This is a genomic window from Bradyrhizobium sp. 63_E2_N1_3, from assembly GCF_052076005.1.
GTDB lineage: Bacteria > Pseudomonadota > Alphaproteobacteria > Rhizobiales > Xanthobacteraceae > Bradyrhizobium > Bradyrhizobium barranii.
Genome location: NZ_CP197235.1, coordinates 3,843,309 through 3,858,728, shown reverse-complemented (window position 1 = coordinate 3,858,728; position 15,420 = coordinate 3,843,309). Strand labels below are relative to the sequence as shown.

General features: G+C 64.4%; 15 protein-coding genes and 1 tRNA gene. 5 read left to right on the top strand and 11 right to left on the bottom strand.

Features of this window, described 5'->3' with window-relative positions:
- Window positions 1-802 precede the first annotated feature (802 nt).
- Window positions 803-2,263: a tyrosine-type recombinase/integrase gene (locus AB7531_RS18160; RefSeq protein WP_063982686.1), complete on the top strand. Its 1,461-nt coding sequence runs from the start codon at window positions 803-805 to the stop codon at window positions 2,261-2,263.
- A 26-nt stretch (window positions 2,264-2,289) separates the two neighbouring features.
- Here the strand turns inward: AB7531_RS18160 and AB7531_RS18155 are convergent.
- Both AB7531_RS18155 and AB7531_RS18150 read right to left on the bottom strand, forming a co-directional pair.
- Window positions 2,290-2,374: transfer RNA gene (locus AB7531_RS18155), tRNA-Leu, on the bottom strand.
- A 199-nt stretch (window positions 2,375-2,573) separates the two neighbouring features.
- Window positions 2,574-2,816, bottom strand: coding sequence for a FliM/FliN family flagellar motor switch protein (locus AB7531_RS18150; RefSeq protein ID WP_015685538.1), 243 nt, complete (start codon window positions 2,814-2,816; stop codon window positions 2,574-2,576).
- Window positions 2,817-2,898: 82 nt separating this feature from the next.
- On the opposite strand from AB7531_RS18150, the gene lipB reads away from it, so the two are divergent.
- Together lipB and AB7531_RS18140 are read left to right on the top strand one after the other, a co-directional pair.
- Complete coding sequence (lipB, locus tag AB7531_RS18145) at window positions 2,899-3,636, top strand: lipoyl(octanoyl) transferase LipB (RefSeq protein ID WP_063982685.1); 738 nt, start codon at window positions 2,899-2,901, stop codon at window positions 3,634-3,636.
- A 200-nt stretch (window positions 3,637-3,836) separates the two neighbouring features.
- Entirely contained in the window at window positions 3,837-4,550 is a 714-nt protein-coding gene (locus AB7531_RS18140; RefSeq protein ID WP_063982684.1) for a DNA helicase, read from the top strand.
- A 45-nt stretch (window positions 4,551-4,595) separates the two neighbouring features.
- On the opposite strand, the gene AB7531_RS18135 is transcribed toward AB7531_RS18140, so the two are convergent.
- Window positions 4,596-5,018, bottom strand: coding sequence for a tautomerase family protein (locus AB7531_RS18135; RefSeq protein ID WP_063982683.1), 423 nt, complete (start codon window positions 5,016-5,018; stop codon window positions 4,596-4,598).
- Between the two features lie 113 nt (window positions 5,019-5,131).
- On the opposite strand from AB7531_RS18135, the gene AB7531_RS18130 reads away from it, so the two are divergent.
- Window positions 5,132-5,983 (top strand): LysR family transcriptional regulator, encoded by an 852-nt coding sequence (locus AB7531_RS18130; RefSeq protein WP_063982682.1) that lies wholly within the window; start codon window positions 5,132-5,134, stop codon window positions 5,981-5,983.
- Here AB7531_RS18130 and AB7531_RS18125 read toward each other — a convergent pair.
- From AB7531_RS18125 to AB7531_RS18110, 4 genes are read right to left on the bottom strand one after another with little or no spacing between them, the layout of a single operon-like run.
- Window positions 5,980-6,411 carry a hypothetical protein gene (locus AB7531_RS18125; RefSeq protein WP_063982681.1) on the bottom strand — a complete coding sequence of 144 codons (432 nt, stop codon included), beginning with the start codon at window positions 6,409-6,411 and terminating at the stop codon, window positions 5,980-5,982. The genes AB7531_RS18130 and AB7531_RS18125 overlap by 4 nt on opposite strands.
- 9 nt (window positions 6,412-6,420) lie before the next feature.
- Window positions 6,421-7,857, bottom strand: a complete 1,437-nt coding sequence (locus AB7531_RS18120; RefSeq protein ID WP_063982680.1) for a TIGR01777 family oxidoreductase — start codon at window positions 7,855-7,857, stop codon at window positions 6,421-6,423.
- Window positions 7,854-8,519, bottom strand: a complete 666-nt coding sequence (locus AB7531_RS18115; protein WP_063982679.1) for a DUF4166 domain-containing protein — start codon at window positions 8,517-8,519, stop codon at window positions 7,854-7,856. The genes AB7531_RS18120 and AB7531_RS18115 overlap by 4 nt, the downstream gene beginning before the upstream one ends.
- 16 nt (window positions 8,520-8,535) lie before the next feature.
- Window positions 8,536-9,093, bottom strand: coding sequence for a GbsR/MarR family transcriptional regulator (locus AB7531_RS18110; RefSeq protein WP_063982678.1), 558 nt, complete (start codon window positions 9,091-9,093; stop codon window positions 8,536-8,538).
- Between the two features lie 151 nt (window positions 9,094-9,244).
- On the opposite strand from AB7531_RS18110, the gene AB7531_RS18105 reads away from it, so the two are divergent.
- Window positions 9,245-10,765 carry a PAS domain-containing sensor histidine kinase gene (locus tag AB7531_RS18105; RefSeq protein WP_063982677.1) on the top strand — a complete coding sequence of 507 codons (1,521 nt, stop codon included), beginning with the start codon at window positions 9,245-9,247 and terminating at the stop codon, window positions 10,763-10,765.
- Window positions 10,766-10,832: 67 nt separating this feature from the next.
- On the opposite strand, the gene AB7531_RS18100 is transcribed toward AB7531_RS18105, so the two are convergent.
- From AB7531_RS18100 to AB7531_RS18085, 4 genes are all read right to left on the bottom strand, one after another.
- Window positions 10,833-11,132, bottom strand: coding sequence for an acylphosphatase (locus AB7531_RS18100; protein WP_014494616.1), 300 nt, complete (start codon window positions 11,130-11,132; stop codon window positions 10,833-10,835).
- Window positions 11,129-11,995, bottom strand: a complete 867-nt coding sequence (locus AB7531_RS18095; protein WP_063982676.1) for an isocitrate lyase/PEP mutase family protein — start codon at window positions 11,993-11,995, stop codon at window positions 11,129-11,131. Before AB7531_RS18095 ends, AB7531_RS18100 begins: the two co-directional genes overlap by 4 nt.
- 156 nt (window positions 11,996-12,151) lie before the next feature.
- The gene (locus AB7531_RS18090) at window positions 12,152-14,167 is read right to left on the bottom strand and encodes an acetyl-CoA carboxylase biotin carboxylase subunit (RefSeq protein ID WP_231142146.1); all 2,016 of its coding nucleotides are present in this window, start codon (window positions 14,165-14,167) and stop codon (window positions 12,152-12,154) included.
- A gap of 175 nt (window positions 14,168-14,342) precedes the next feature.
- The gene (locus AB7531_RS18085; protein ID WP_063982675.1) at window positions 14,343-15,413 is read right to left on the bottom strand and encodes a zinc-binding metallopeptidase family protein; all 1,071 of its coding nucleotides are present in this window, start codon (window positions 15,411-15,413) and stop codon (window positions 14,343-14,345) included.
- Window positions 15,414-15,420 lie beyond the last annotated feature (7 nt).

Here is a 15,420-nt window from a genome sequence, read left to right as displayed (position 1 = left end):
AGGAGCGCCGTCTCCCGAACTATGACAAGCCCCGAGGCTGTCCGATTGACGGGTAATGCTGAAGATGGGCCTGTTCCTCACCACAGATCGGCACGATCTTCTCAAAACGGATCGTGTTGCGGCTACCGACATGAAGGCATTGCAGCTCGGCGCGATCTTCCCGCGGCGACTCGTTACAAGTCCCTTATGGCATCAGTGAAACGGTTGCGCGGTGCCCTCGCAAGGAATGGGTCAAGAGAAAATGATCTCTTTCCTTGCTTTCGACTTTATTGCCCCACGAAAGAGCTTTTTCTTCTTCCGCTAGCCCATCGTTCTCCAGACTTTCTTTGGCTTCACTAGAGTGAACGTCATAGACGCAGTTAAATGAGGCCGCGCGGCACGCTCCCTCCTCCACTTTTGATTTCGCAGTCACCCATCCTGGACAGCGAGAAGCCGGCTAACATCGCAGTCGGGAGATGGTCATGCCGCGGCGACCAGCCAAAGTCACACAGGCAGATATTGCTCGCGCGATCCGCGCCGCTAAAGAAGCTGGCGCGAGCGCGGTCATAGTTGATGCAGAAGGCACTATTCGGATCTCGCTAACAACGAATGCCTCCGGTCCCCAACCGGCGGATGATACTGACCCGGTATGGACACCTTTTGAAGCATTACGGCTTCACCTGAAGCGCACCGAAAGCGGGTGAAACGCACCTTATGCAATTGATGCGGAGTCACCGCATCGCTAGACTCCAGGCATTGGTCCACGGAGACGCCAATGCTTGGGACGGAAAGACGCGACCCCCGCGCGCCCGGGGATCGCCGGATGTACCTCTACTTCAACTATTCCGAGTCCGGCTCACTGCGCTGGTACGTGAAAGTCAGCAGTAAGGGCCGAAGGATCGGGATCGCCGAGGAATACGGAACGTCAGCGTTCGACGCCGCCTATGAGGCAGGCGTTGCGGCGCTGGGAGGAGTTCTGCGCATGCGTCGCGTCAAAGGCATGGCGAAGCCGGACCAGCCGGAACGTCGCTACCTGCACGTCGACGTAAGCCAACGTGGTCAAGTCAGGTACTACGTGCAACTGCGCAACCGGCTGCCGAAGATCCGGATCAAGGCCGAGTACGGCACGACTGAGTTCGGCGACGAGGTTGATGCCGCGGTTGCAGCCCAGATCGCGCTGTATGGCGACGGGAGCGATTACATCAACGCGCAGAAGCAGCGCAACGAGGAGCGCCCTGCTCTACCGAAGACACCGGCGCGCCCTGGTACACTGCGCTGGTACTGGAACGGCTACAAGCAAAGCGATCACTGGCTCGGCGATCTCAGCGTCGGTCACGAGGGCCTTGCGGAGTCCACCCGGCTCCAGCGTACCGGACTGATCGAGTCGCTCCTGCCCGAGAATGGCGAGAAGCCGTTCGCGGTGCTGACGCGCAAAGTCATCCGAGCCGAGATGAAGGCGCGCACCCCCTCGCAGGCGGGCAATCTGCTATCGGCGGTTCGGGGCATGATGCGCTGGATGATCGACGAAGGACATCTCGACGAGGACGACGATCCGACCATCGGCCTGAAGTCCGGCAAGGCAAAAGCGAGCCGCGAGACTGGCGGTTTTCTGCCCTGGACCGAGGACGACATGGCCCGCTACCGCGCGAACTGGCCGCTGGGCACTGAAGCCCGGCTCATGTTCGACATCCTGCACTACACGTTCCTGCGGCTGGGAGACGCCCACCGTTTCGGGCCACCTCACCTGCGGCAGATCGTTCGGAAAATGGCAGTGCAGATCGCCACAGAGAAGAGTCGGGGCAATACCACCGTCACGGTGCCCGTCCATCCGGAGTTCGCCGAGAGTCTGAGGGCAGCGCGCGCGGCAAACATCGTCGGCGCCGAGGTATTCACCGGGAAACTCGTCCGCGGCCGGGTTCTGCCGATGAACAAGAAGGCCTGGGCGGCCAAGTTCAAGAAATATGCAGTCCTGGCCGGCGTGAACGAGCCGAAGAAGAGCTGCCATGGCGTCCGCAAGGCTCGGGCCGAAGTGGCCGCCTACGCCGACTGCACCGAGAGCCAGATGATGGCCATGTTCGGCTGGACCGACCCCAAAATGCCCGCGCACTACATCGCTCAGGCGAATCGAGAGAGGCTCGGGATCACCGGGATGGAGAAGATCGTCACCTTCGACCGGAGCCAGTCACTCGATAACTGGCCAGGAGTGCCGCGGGCGAACAACGCGCGAACGAGGGACGGGAACGGAGTGGTAACATTCCCGGGTAACACCCAGAAAAAAGCCTAATCATTTCAATGTGAAATGTGGGTTTATGGTGCGCTCGGAGGGACTCGAACCCCCACGATTTTACTCACTGCCACCTCAAGGCAGCGCGTCTACCAATTCCGCCACGAGCGCTTTGGGGATGCCGGCTTAGGGCTTGAGGCCTGCCGGATCAACGGCGCCGATCTAACAAATCCATCAGAGGGGTACAAGCCTGCAAAGGCCCAGAATTCCACAAGCTTGGCAGGAAAAATCCGGACCCCTGCCCGGATCGGCCCTATCGAGGGCCCCGGCCCTGCCGGCTACCCCGGGCCGCTACCGCGTGCCCGGGCCGCTAACGCGTGCCCGTCGTGCGCGGCAGCATCTGCTTGACCTCGACCGCGATCCGGTTGCGGTCGACCAGCACGACGCCGGAGGCGACCGGCAGATTGTTGGCGAGAACCTTGACCTCGTCGGCCTCGGTTGCGTCCAGCTCGATGATGGCGCCGCGGGAAAGACGTAATACTTGATGGATCGGCATGGTGGTCGTCCCGAGGACGACCATGAGATCCACGGTGACTTTATCGAGAGTGGGCACTGTCAGGACCGCCGCAACTTGGGACTTAAGCCAAAGGACTTGGCATTTGCTCCCCAGATGATCACCACGTTATGGTTAGCCAATGGTTAATTCGCCTCAAAACCCCCGCCAAGACCTCGATTTGACGTCGTTTTCCGCGTCCACCGGCGAGCCCGTGGAGTGGCGGATCTCGGACGCGCCGGTGCCCTATCCGGAGGCCGTGGCCGCCATGGAGGCGCGAGTCGCTCAGATCGCCGCCGGCGAGGCGCCCGAGCTGGTCTGGCTGCTCGAGCACCCCCCGCTCTACACCTCCGGCACCTCGGGCAAGGAAACCGACCTGCTCGATCCCCGCTTCCCGACCTTTGCCACTGGGCGCGGCGGGCAGCTGACCTATCACGGGCCCGGCCAGCGGGTGGCCTATGTCATGCTCGACCTCAAGCGGCGCCGGCCGGACGTCCGGGCCTATGTCGCGAGCCTGGAGGAATTGATCCTGCGGACGCTCGCCGCCTTCAACGTCCGCGGCGAGCGGCGCGAGGACCGGGTCGGCGTCTGGGTGAAGCGGCCCGACAAGGGGCCCGAGCACGAGGACAAGATCGCCGCGATCGGCGTCCGGCTGAAGCGCTGGGTCTCGTTCCACGGCATCGCCATCAATGTCGAGCCGGAGCTGTCCCATTTCGCCGGCATCGTGCCCTGCGGCGTCGCCGATCCCCGCTACGGCGTCACCTCGCTGGTCGATCTCGGCCAGCTCGTGTCCATGGCCGAAGTCGACGTCGCGCTCCGGCAGGCGTTCGAGGAGCTGTTCGGGCCAACCCGCGCGCTGGTGGCGGAAGCGGCCGTCTAGCACTTTTTCTGTTTGAGCCCCACCGCCCCTGTTCTCGGCCGGTCGCGGAATCGGTTACGCTTGCTTCCGGTGCCGCCCACGCCTCCCCCCTCCGCCGGGAAAGCAGACATCATGCCGGGCGAATGATCATCGGACCGACTGTTCGAGCGCCAGGCATAAGGAGGGATTGCGCTTTCTGCTCGCAATGGGAGGTTTTGACGATGAGACTCTCTGCGCCGATCTATCATCTGAAGCGACGAGCCAAGCGCCTGTCGCGCGAGGAAGGCATTCCGCTCCACGACGCGCTTGACCGCATCGCCGCGACGGAAGGCTTTTCCGCCTGGAGCATGCTCGCCGCGAAAGCCGCTGCACTGACGCCAGCCAACAAGCTATTCCCGCAATTTCAGCCGGGCGATCTGGTGCTGGTCGGGGCTCGCCCCGGTCAGGGCAAGACACTGATGAGCCTCGAATTGGCCGTCGAGGCCATGAAGTCGGGCCATCGCGCGGCGTTCTTCTCGCTCGAGTACACGCAGAATGATGTGCTGGATCGCCTGCGGGCGATCGGTGTGGAGCCGGCGCAGTTCGACAAACTGTTTGAGATCGACTGCTCCGACGCCATCAGCGCCGACTACGTCGTCAAGCAGATGGCCGCGGCGCCTCGTGGCACGGTCGTGGTGATCAACTATCTGCAACTGCTCGACCAGTGGCGGGAAAATCCTGATCTCGCTGTTCAGGTGCGCGCACTGAAATCCTTCGCGCGCGACGCGGGGCTGATCGTCGTCTTCATCTCGCAGATCGATCGATCCTATGATCCGTCGGTCAAGCCGTGCCCAGACCTCGACGATATCAGGCTGCCGAACCCGCTGGACCTCAAGCTGTTCGACAAGACGTGCTTCATCAACAACGCCGAAGTCCAGTTCCGCGCGGCGAGCTGATGGCTTCAGGCCGCGGGTGAGTTTCTTCACCCGCGGCTTGCGACCTCAAGCTGCCTGCAACGCAACTTCGAGCTTGCCGGCAATGTAGCGCCGCTCCTGGGTCAGGCCGCCAAAGCCGTAGGCGTCGCCCTTGACCTCGTCGACATGCAGATACGTCTCGGGATGCAGCGGGCCCAAAATCTCGGCCATGCGCTTGAACATTGTGGCGAGATAGGCCGCCTTCTCGTCCTTGGTGTTGGTGCCTTCGCTGACATGGATGTCGATCCAGTAGCTGGCCAGTTTCTGCTCGGCGAGCGACTTGCCGCCGGCGAACCAGTCGCCTGCGTCGACCGATTTCACGATGATGGCGGTCACCCTGGGATCCTTGTGCAGGATCTTTGCGGTCAGCTCGGACACGGCGTTGGCGATATCGGCCTTCAGCGACGGCGACTGGCGGGAGGTGGTGTAGGACACGGTGATCAGGGGCATGGTGGTTCTCCTCAAGATGCTGCGCGGAGTTTGCGCGGCGTTGATGAGAAGGTAGACCTTGCTCTGTCATTTTGGTATCTTATCTCTGTTGATACCAGTGATAACACTTCATAATGACAGCAACGCTCGACATCGCCACCATCAAGGCCTTCCTGCTGGTCGCCGACCTCCAGAGTTTTACGCGCGCCGCCGAAGCACTCGGCACGACGCAGGCCGCCGTCAGCCTCAAGCTTCAGCGGCTGGAGGCTCTGCTGGGAAAACGCCTCGTCGAGCGCTCGCCGCGGGCGGTCCGGCTCACGGCCGACGGCGCCGCGTTCCTCGATCGCGCCCGCGCGCTGATGGAGGCGCATGACCGCGCGCTGTCGGACGAAACATCGACCGCGCAATCGCTCTCGCTCGGCATCTCCGATCACGCCGCGGGCCCCGAGCTGGTGCCGCTGCTCGAACGCCTGCACGCGATGTCCTCAAGCCTCACCCTCGCCGTCACCATCGGCTTCTCGCGCGAGATGCAGGACGCCTATGACGCAGGTCAGCTCGATGCCGTGATCGTGCGCCAGGAAGGCAGCCGCCGCGGCGGCGAGAAGCTGGCCGAAGACGAGTTCGGCTGGTTCGCGGCCAGACGTTTCACCCTGCCGAAGGGTGAGCCGCTGCCGCTCGCAACCCTCGCCCCGCCCTGCGGCGTCCGCGCCATCGCCGTGCGCGCGCTCGACAAGGCCGGCATCGCCTGGCGCGAACGCTTTGTCGGCGGCGGCGTTACGGCGGTCGTTGCGGCTGCGCTTGCCGGACTTGCGATCGCACCGCTGGCGCGGCGGATCGCGCCTCCCGGGCTGATCGACATCGGGCCTGCGCACAAGCTGCCGAAGCTCGGCAGCTCGAAGGTAATGCTGCATTCGAAGGTCAGCGATCCCGCCAAGCTGACAGCGCTGCGCGCGGTCGCTGCGACGTTCCGGAGCGCGGCGGCTTAGCTCTTAGGTTGCTCCGTCTCCGCGCCCGCATATCTGCCTGCGATACACCAATAATTCAGCCCGGCGAAGCAACCGGCGGTGACGTATAGCCAACCCAATTCATTGACAGACCTGTAAAGCACCATCTGGCTCGCGGACCCGATCAAACCACCGGCAAGCACGAAGAACACAAGCGAGCGGATGCAAAGCCGTTCGCTCAGCCAGATCGTGGCGATCGACGGAATGCCGCTGAGCACGCAAACGAAGAACAGGATCAGTGGCACGCCGATCAAGATCGCGAAGACAAAATCCCACGGGGACATTGGGGTGACGCGATTGGCACTAGCCAACGCCAGGATGAACAGAAAGAACAGCTGAATAACGGCCGTCGCCGTCAGGCATCCGCCCAACCAGCCTCGTGTCGTCCGGGCGCAGGTCTCGCAAGCCATGACATCACCTCACAGGATCGCCTCGAACGCGCTGCGCAGCGTTTCATGCCGAAACACAAACCCGCGGCTCAGCGCCTTGTTCGGCAGCACGCGCTGGCCGCCGAGCAGAAGCTCGTCGGCAAAGCCGCCGCCGATCCGGCGCAACAGGCCGCCGGGGATACGAAACACCGCGGGCCGGTGCAGACGGCGGCCGAGCTCTTCGGTGAACTTTGCGTTGGTGACCGGGATCGGCGCGGTGGCGTTGACGGGCCCAGTGAGATCAGGCGTCGCCATCACATAGGCAATCAGCCGGATCAGATCGTCGCGCTCGATCCAGGACATCCACTGCCGCCCGGTGCCGAGCGGACCGCCGAGGCCGAACTCGAACGGCGTCAGCATCCGCGTGATGAAGCCGCCTTCGGTGCCCAGCACGAGGCCGATGCGCAAACAGACCACGCGGACGCCGAGCTCTTCCGCCGGCCGCGCCGCCTTTTCCCACGCCGCGCACAGCTCGTGGCTGAAGCACGCATGTGACTTCGCCGATTCCGTCAGCACCTGATCGGCCCACAGGCCGTACCAGCCGATCGCAGAGCCGCTAACGAGGACCTCCGGCTTGCGCTCGAGCCGCGCGATCAGTTTGACGACCTCGCCGGTCATGTCGATGCGGGAGCCGAGAATTTTCGCGCGCTTTGCCTCGGTCCAGAGGCCGTTGCCGATCGGCTCGCCAGCGAGATTGACGATGGCGTCGATTGGCGTGTCCGATGCGAGCTGATCGAGGCTGGTGATCAGCGTGACCGGCGGCGGCAGCATCTCGGCCTTCGCGGGGTTGCGGATCAGTGCGATGACGTCGTGCCCTGCCCCGCTGAGGCTCGCGGCAAGGCGGCTGCCGATGAAGCCGGTGGCGCCAGTGATCAGCACGGTCTTGCGGCCGGGGAGCTTCTCGACGAGCCCGTGCGCGGGCACGCTTCGCATGCGGCCGAGCCGGCGCATCGCCGCAAAGTCCCTGACGCCGCAGAGCGCTGCACCGACTGCGCAGGCAGTGGCGGCGATGCTGAGCAGGCCCTGATACACGACACTCACGCCGAACGGCTGCATCGCCCATTCGATCAGCACCGGCAGCAGCAGCACCACGATGGCGCCATAGTTGATCGCAAGCAGCGTGTGGTTAATCCGCTCGCTCGGCGGCAGTTTGCGGCTCAGATCCTCCTCGACGAAATCCATCAGCGTAATGACGATCTCGGCGACCAGGACTGCCACGATCAGGATCGCCAGCACGCCGTAAACCTCCAACCAGCCGAGCAGCAGGAACAGCAGCGCATAGAGCATGTTGCGGATACCGTGCAGCTTCAATTCGAAGCGCTGCGACGGGCGCCAGGCCAGGCGCTCGGTGAATTCGTGGTGATAGAAAGTGTCGAACACGCCCATCACGATCTGGATGGCGATGAGGATCCACAACAGCGGCGTCATGATACGGCCTCCCTGAAGACGGCGTACTGGTGGATCAGCACGCCGTAACGCGGGTGAGTGACATCGAGGGTGAAACGGAAGGCGCCCTCGCCGAGATCGCTATGCGTCACCGTGAGATCGCCGGGCGTGAGCCATTGCGGCAGCGGGATCCACAAGCGTCCGAGCTGGAGTCCGTAACCGGCACTACGGAAGGTCAGCGCCTGTCCCTCGACCGCGATGCGGAGCGCCATCGAGACGCCGAAGCCGACATACTCTTCGAGCCCGGTCGGACCGGCGAAACGCTTGGCGGAATGGATCACTTGCGGAAAGCCGCGCTTGCGCGCGCAGATGCGGGTCCAGGTCTGGCCGCCGGTGCCGCCGTCCTCGGTGACCGTGACGATCATGGGCACACCGGTGTCGCGGCCGGTCGGCAGCGGTCCGCCGATCAGGCGGGCGGCTTGCGCGAACCACCAGCCGATGTCGCTGAAGCTGATTTCGTCGACCACGGCGACATAGACGACGCTGTCGCCATCAGCGACCCGTTTCGAAAAGCGCCGCCAGGTCGCGAGCGGCAGCCGGCCCCAATCCTCGTCCGACAGCAACGCGCGGAAGCGGCGGTCGTCGAGTAGTTTGACGTGAGCTGAGGGAGATGCGTTGGAGCCTGATAATCGAGCCGACGTCATCGCACCCTCCTCAACGCTATTTGGCCTTGCCCAGCGGCAGCAGGTTGGCGATCTTCTCGCCAAGCCGCACCAGGGCGACCAGCCGCGGCCGCGGCACCTTCAGCATCTGCATGAACCAGTGGTCGGCGAGCTCGGTGAAGGCGAGCATCTCCTTCAGCCGTTTGGCTGCGACCGGATTGATGGTCGGATCGTCCGCGGCATCGGACACGCAGGCCCGGAGCGCCGTGATCGCCGGATCGAGCTCCCGCTCCTTGCGCCGTGCCGCGATTCTCGCGGCGACCTCCCAGATGTCGGTCTCGGCCTCGTAATGGTCGCGACGGTCGCCGAGGATCGGCACCCGCCGGATCAGGTTCCAAGCGAGCAGCTCCTTCAGCGAGTTCGAGACGTTGGAGCGCGCCATGCCGAGCGTGTCGGCGATGTCCTCGGCCGTCATCGGCGCCTCGGCGAGATAAAGCAGCCCGTGGATCTGGCTGACCGAGCGGTTGACGCCCCACCCGTCCCCCATGTCGCCCCAATGCAGGATGAAGCGCTCGACGGCGGCAGGCAGTTTCTTCTTTCCGGTTATTTCTGTCATGACAGAAATGTCTGACGAGCGCGACTGATTGTCAAGAGCGCTCGGCGGCTTGCGTCCTGCATACCGTCCGTCATATTTGCCTAAAAACGACCCAGAGAACGGGAACCAAACACCCTTCCGGGCGTTTGCCCCGGTTCCAGGCGGGTTGAGAATGACGACAAAGTCCAGTCAACAGAGAGACTTGTTCGAAAGCGAGCGCAGTTTTCGGCTGTTGGTGGAAGGAGTCGCGGACTACGCGCTCTACATGCTCGATCCCACCGGGATCATCACGAGCTGGAACATCGGCGGCGAGCGGATCAAGGGCTATTCGCCCGAAGAGATCGTCGGCCAGCATTTCTCGCGCTTCTACACCGAGACCGACCGCGCCAACGGCAAGCCCGCGCGTGCCCTCGGCATCGCGCGAGACCATGGCCGCTACGAGGAGGAAGGCTGGCGCGTTCGTAAGGATGGCACCTTCTTCTGGGCGAGCGTCATCATCGATCCGATCTACGAGCACGGCAGCCTGGTCGGCTTCGCCAAGATCACCCGCGACATCACCGAGCGGCGCAATTCGCAGCTCAAGCTCGAAGCGATGCAGCGGCAGCTTGCCGAGTCGCAGAAGTTCGATGCGCTCGGGCAGCTCACCGGCGGCGTCGCGCACGATTTCAACAATCTCCTGATGATCATCAGCGGCAGCCTTCACATCCTCAAGAAGCGCGATGAGGACGACGCCAAGATTCAGCGCGCGATGTCCGCGATCGAGACCGCAACCAAGCGCGGCGCCGCACTGACCGCCCAGCTCCTGACCTTCGCGCGGCGGCAGAGCGTCAATCCCCAGGCGATCCGCTTCGGCGACCGCATCGAGGCGATCCGCGAAGTGCTTCACGCCGGCGTCGGGAGCGCCGTTCGTCTCGCCTTCGACATCGACCGCGAGGTCTGGTCGGTCAAGGCTGATGTCTCCGAGCTCGAGACGGGGCTGCTCAATCTCGTCATCAACGCTCGCGATGCCATGCCCGACGGCGGTACCGTGACGGTCGGCGCACGCAACGTCGTCCTGGATGATCCGCTCTACCGCGGGGAGTTCGTCGCCATCACCGTCGCCGATACCGGGCTTGGCATCCCCTCCGACGTCGTCAACAAGATCTTCGAACCGTTCTTCACGACCAAACCCGTCGGAAAAGGCACCGGCCTCGGCCTGTCGCAGGTGCACGGCTTCGCTCATCAGGCGGGCGGCACGGTCAAGGTCACAAGCGAGCTCGGCAAGGGCACGACCTTCACCATCCTGCTGCCGCGCGAAACCGCGACCGCACCAGTCGATATCCCTGAAGCAGTGCCGGTTCCCGGTAGCGGCACCGTGCTGCTGGTCGAGGACAATCCCGACGTCGCGCTCGTCAGCATCGGATTGCTGGAGCAGCTCGGCTATCGCGTGCACCGGGTTGCCGACGCCGAGTCCGCCTTGCGCGAGCTCGAGAAGAACGGCGTCGACTTCGTGTTCACCGACATCGTGATGCCCGGCAAGATGGACGGGCTCGGTCTCGCCCATCATCTGCGCCAGATCCACCCTAGCCTGCCGATCCTGCTCGCCACCGGCTACAGCGAAGCCGCCGCCGATGTCCGCGGCGACTTCCCGATCCTGCGCAAGCCCTACGAGATTCACGAGCTGAGCGAGGCGATCTCGAAGCTGCCGCGGTGATTTTTCACCTCTCTCCGTAAGAACGGGGCGAGGGAGCGCACCGCCCGCGCGGAAAGAGAATCCGCTCTCACACCGTCGGCAACACCGAAAACGCTTCCCCTGCCCTCCGCAGGTTCAACTCATCCGCACCGGCCGTCTCGCTCGTCACGCTATCCACACGCGATGACGGCGGGCCGTGGCGGCACAGCGCGACCATGTCGGCGACATGCTTCGGCGTTCCTGCGAACAGTGCTTCCACGCTGCCGTCGCGGCGGTTGCGAACCCAGCCTTCGAGGCCACTTGTTGTCGCCTGGTACTCGACCCAGGCCCTGTAGCCGACGCCCTGCACGCGGCCGCGGATCATGACCTGGAGGATCGCCCGGCTCATTTCTTCAGCCCGAGAAGATCGGCGCTGCGCGCCTTGACGTCGGCCTCGCGCATGACGCGGCTGGTCAGGTCCGGCGATGGGAGGCCCTTGAGGTTCTTCGGCGGCGTGCCCTCGCGCAACGCTTTCTGCGTCTCGTAGACGGCCTGTATGGCAGCCGCGATCGGCGCGTGGCCCTGAAGCGCGATGCGGACGCGCTGGCTGGCGAGATAGTCAATCGCGTTCAACTCGTCCGGCGCGCCGCCGAGCACGATGGGGAGATGCGTCGCGGCTACGATGGCTTCAAGCTCAGCGCGCGACTTGACGCCGGTGAAGAACAGCGCGTCGACGCCGGTCGCCTCATAGGCCCTGGCGCGGCGGATCGCATCCTCGATCGAGGTGACCGAGGCAGCTCCCGTGCGGCCCATGATGACGAGCGAGGGATCGCTGCGGCCATCCAGCGCCGCCTTCATCTTGCCGACGCCTTCTTCCAGCGAGATCAGCTGTGTCTTGGCCTCGCCAAAGGCGGCCGGCAATAGCGTGTCCTCGATGGTGAGGCCGGCGGCGCCCGCGGTCTCCAGCTCCTGCACCGTGCGGCGCACGTTGAGCGCATTGCCATAGCCGTGATCGGCATCGACCAGCACCGGCAGCGTCGCCGCGCGCGACATCCGCCGCATCTGCTCGGCAAGCTCGGTGAGCGTGATCAGCGTGACATCGGGGTCGCCGAGCACCGCGAGCGAGGCCACCGAGCCGCCGAACATGCCGAGCGGAAAGCCGAGATCCTCGGTGATACGGATGGAGATCGCGTCATAGACCGAGCCGGGATGAACGCAGGTCGAGCCCGTCAGGATCGAACGCAGTTTTTCTCGGCGGGAACGAAAGGCCATGGTGCCCTCTCAACTGTTGCGACGCAGCCGCAACATACTCCGTCATTGCGAGCGCAGCGAAGCAATCCAGAATCTTTCCGCAGAGGCAGTCTGGATTGCTTCGCTGCGCTCGCAATGACGGTGTTGGTGGGCCAGTGAGGGCCCCACTCACTTGCTTTACGCAAACTCCAGAATCAGCGCGTCCACCGCGAGCGTCGCGCCCGCGCTGGCGTGGATCTTCTTCACCGTGCCGTCCTGCTCGGCGCGGAGCACATTCTGCATCTTCATGGCTTCGATCACCGCGAGCGTCTCGCCGGCCTTGATCTCCTGCCCTTCGGTCACCGCGATCGAGACCACAAGGCCCGGCATCGGGCAGAGCAGCTTCTTGCCGCTGTCGGAGGCCGTGGTCACCGGCATCAGCCGCGCCGAGGCTGCTTCCGCCTCGGTCCAGACATAGACCGGCACCTCGACGCCCTGATGCGCCAGACGGATGCCGTTGGCGATCGGGCGCGCCTGCACCGCGACGAAATGGCCGTCGATGGTGCCCTGCCAGACCGGATCGCCCGGCTTCCACGGCGACTGCAGCAGATGCGCGTTGCCGGCCTTGCCTTCGGCATCGACGAACCGGATCGCGATCGCCTCGCCCTCGCGTCCGACCTCGAGCAGAATCTCCTGGCGGTCGAGCCAGACCGCGCGGCGACGCTCGCGCTGCACGATGCGGCCGCCCATCTGGCCCGATATCTGTCGCTTGCGCTCGCCGAGCACGTGGTCGATGGCGGCGCCGACCGCCGCGATCCGACGCGCGACCTCGCCTTCGGGCACGCGCACAGCAAAGCCCTTGGGGAATTCCTCGGCGATGAAACCGGTCGAGAGCCGTCCCTCGCGCCAGCGCGGATGGTGCATCAGCGCCGACAGGAACGGGATGTTGTGCCTGATACCCTCGACATAGAACGAATCCAGCGCGGTGGCCTGCGCCTCGATCGCGGCCGCGCGCGACGGCGCATGCGTGACGAGCTTGGCGATCATCGGATCGTAATGGATCGAGATCTCGCCGCCCTCCTGCACGCCGGTGTCGTTGCGCACGGTGATGCCGTCCTGGCTGGCTTCGGCCGGCGGCCGATACTTCACGAGGCGCCCGATCGAGGGCAGGAAGTTACGGAACGGGTCCTCGGCGTAGAGGCGGGATTCCACCGCCCAGCCGGTGAGCGTAACGTCCTTCTGGGTGATCGCGAGCTTCTCGCCGGCGGCGACGCGGAGCATCTGCTCGACGAGGTCGATGCCGGTGACGAGCTCGGTGACGGGATGCTCGACCTGAAGGCGCGTGTTCATCTCCAGGAAGAAAAAGCTCTTGTCCTGCCCTGCGACGAATTCGACGGTGCCGGCGGAGTCATAATTCACCGCCTTTGCCAGCGCGACGGCCTGCTCGCCCATCTTGCGGCGGGTGGCCTCATCGAGCAGCGGCGACGGCGCCTCCTCGATGACCTTCTGGTTGCGGCGCTGGATCGAGCATTCGCGCTCGCCGAGATAGATGACGTTGCCGTGCTTGTCGCCCAGCACCTGGATCTCGATGTGGCGGGGATCGACGATGAACTTTTCGACGAAGACGCGGTCGTCGCCGAACGAGGCTTTCGCCTCGGCCTTGGCAAGGTTGAAACCCTCGGCAACCTCGCTCCTCGAATGCGCGATGCGCATACCCTTGCCGCCACCGCCGGCGGAGGCCTTGATCATCACGGGATAGCCGATCTCGTCGGCGATCTTCACCGCGTGCTTGTCGTCCTCGATGACGCCGAGATAACCCGGCACGGTCGAGACCTTGGCCTTCGCGGCGGCCTTCTTGGATTCGATCTTGTCGCCCATCGCGGCGATCGCGCCCGGGTTCGGGCCGATGAAGACGATGCCGGCGGCCTCCAGCGCACGCGGAAACGCCTCGCGCTCGGACAGAAAGCCGTAGCCGGGATGCACGGCCTCGGCGCCCGTCTTGCGGCAGGCCTCCACGATCTTCTCGATCACCAGATAGCTCTCGGAGGCTGCGGGCGGGCCGATCAGCACGGCCTCGTCGGCCATCTCGACATGGAGGGCATCGCGGTCGGCCTCGGAATAGACCGCAACCGTCTGAATTCCCATGCGGCGAGCGGTCTTGATGACCCGGCAGGCGATTTCGCCGCGATTGGCGATCAGAATGCGTTTGAACATGCTTTTCTTGAGTCTCGACCTTGGGCGGGACCCTTCCCTGGCCGTTGGGGCCTGCGGGGACGGGCCGTGTGACCCCCGTGGTACATCAAAATCGGCCGGAGGCAACGGTCTAAATCCGCGCCCTCTGGCGTACCAGCGCAAGACCGAAATCGGCCTGGTCAGCCCATGAGCGGACCTACGGCTTCGCGGCCTTGGCCACGTCCCGGACCAGGCAGTGAATGAAGCCCAGCTTGCCGACCACCGCCGGAGACAGGATGAACGGATAGAGATCGCGCAGCCCCATGGCGCGGTTGACGCTGTTGATGGCGAAGGTGAAGGGCAGCCATGCATTGACGAGCGCCTCGACGTCCCTCGTCTCATAGGGGTTGAAACGGATGCGCGCCGTCAACTCCCCGTCGCGATCGACCCTGGGGCGCACCTCCATGCCGAACTCGGAGGCCATCTCCAGGGTATCGACGATGTGGAGGTAGTGCGCCCAGGTCTCGGCGAAATCCTCCCAGGGATGCGTGGTGGCGTAGGCCGAGACGTAGGTCTGCTGCCAGTCCGGCGGCGCGCCTTCGGCATAATGGAGCTGCAAGGCCTGGCCGTAATCGGCGGAATCGTCGCCGAACACCGCGCGGCATTCCTCCAGCCTGCCGCCCTCGCGCACGAGCACGTCCCAGAAATAGTGGCCGACCTCGTGGCGGAAATGCCCGAGCAGCGTGCGGTAGGGCTCGCCCATCTCGAGCCTGCGCCGCTCGCGCTCGATCTCGTCGGTCTCGGTCAGCGCGATCGTGATCAGGCCGTTATCGTGGCCGGTCATGATCCTCTGCCCGCTGTTCGGATCGTCCGCGAGGAAATTGAAGATCAGCCCATGTTCGGGATTTTCCTGCCGCGTCTGGAGCGGCAGCTTCCAGCGGATCAGGGAATAGAACAGCCGGTGCTTCGCCACCTCCAACTCGCGCCAGCCGGCAAGCTGAACCGGATCGGACAGATCGGGCACGATGCCGTTGTGGCGGCAGGCGCGGCAATAGCCGGTGGTATCGCCCGCATCCGTCAGCCAGTTGCACGCGTCGTATTCGGCGTTACGGCAGAGCATCCGCCCCTTGCCCTTGTCGGCGAGCGTCATCCAGGCCTTGCCGTCGGGCTCGATCGCCGACATCGTCTCCTTCTCCGGCAGGAACGCGACGCGGTGGCCGCAGCGTTCGCAGGCGCGGTTCTCGAAATAGAGGACGTTGCCGCAGTCCTGGCAGACAAAGAGCTTCAAGATTTAG

What these genes read in the sequence shown, in the direction of transcription:
- AB7531_RS18095 (WP_063982676.1), bottom strand. Translation starts at nt 11,995, where the DNA reads ATGGCCTTTCGTTCCCGCCGAGAAAAACTGCGTTCGATCCTGACGGGC.
- AB7531_RS18100 (WP_014494616.1), bottom strand. Translation starts at nt 11,132, where the DNA reads ATGAGCCGGGCGATCCTCCAGGTCATGATCCGCGGCCGCGTGCAGGGC.
- AB7531_RS18135 (WP_063982683.1), bottom strand. Translation starts at nt 5,018, where the DNA reads ATGCCCCTGATCACCGTGTCCTACACCACCTCCCGCCAGTCGCCGTCG.
- AB7531_RS18120 (WP_063982680.1), bottom strand. Translation starts at nt 7,857, where the DNA reads ATGACGCCGCTGTTGTGGATCCTCATCGCCATCCAGATCGTGATGGGC.
- AB7531_RS18140 (WP_063982684.1), top strand. Translation starts at nt 3,837, where the DNA reads ATGAGACTCTCTGCGCCGATCTATCATCTGAAGCGACGAGCCAAGCGC.
- AB7531_RS18130 (WP_063982682.1), top strand. Translation starts at nt 5,132, where the DNA reads ATGACAGCAACGCTCGACATCGCCACCATCAAGGCCTTCCTGCTGGTC.
- AB7531_RS18160 (WP_063982686.1), top strand. Translation starts at nt 803, where the DNA reads ATGTACCTCTACTTCAACTATTCCGAGTCCGGCTCACTGCGCTGGTAC.
- AB7531_RS18110 (WP_063982678.1), bottom strand. Translation starts at nt 9,093, where the DNA reads ATGACAGAAATAACCGGAAAGAAGAAACTGCCTGCCGCCGTCGAGCGC.
- AB7531_RS18115 (WP_063982679.1), bottom strand. Translation starts at nt 8,519, where the DNA reads ATGACGTCGGCTCGATTATCAGGCTCCAACGCATCTCCCTCAGCTCAC.
- AB7531_RS18090 (WP_231142146.1), bottom strand. Translation starts at nt 14,167, where the DNA reads ATGTTCAAACGCATTCTGATCGCCAATCGCGGCGAAATCGCCTGCCGG.
- AB7531_RS18125 (WP_063982681.1), bottom strand. Translation starts at nt 6,411, where the DNA reads ATGGCTTGCGAGACCTGCGCCCGGACGACACGAGGCTGGTTGGGCGGA.
- AB7531_RS18105 (WP_063982677.1), top strand. Translation starts at nt 9,245, where the DNA reads ATGACGACAAAGTCCAGTCAACAGAGAGACTTGTTCGAAAGCGAGCGC.
- lipB (WP_063982685.1), top strand. Translation starts at nt 2,899, where the DNA reads ATGGTTAATTCGCCTCAAAACCCCCGCCAAGACCTCGATTTGACGTCG.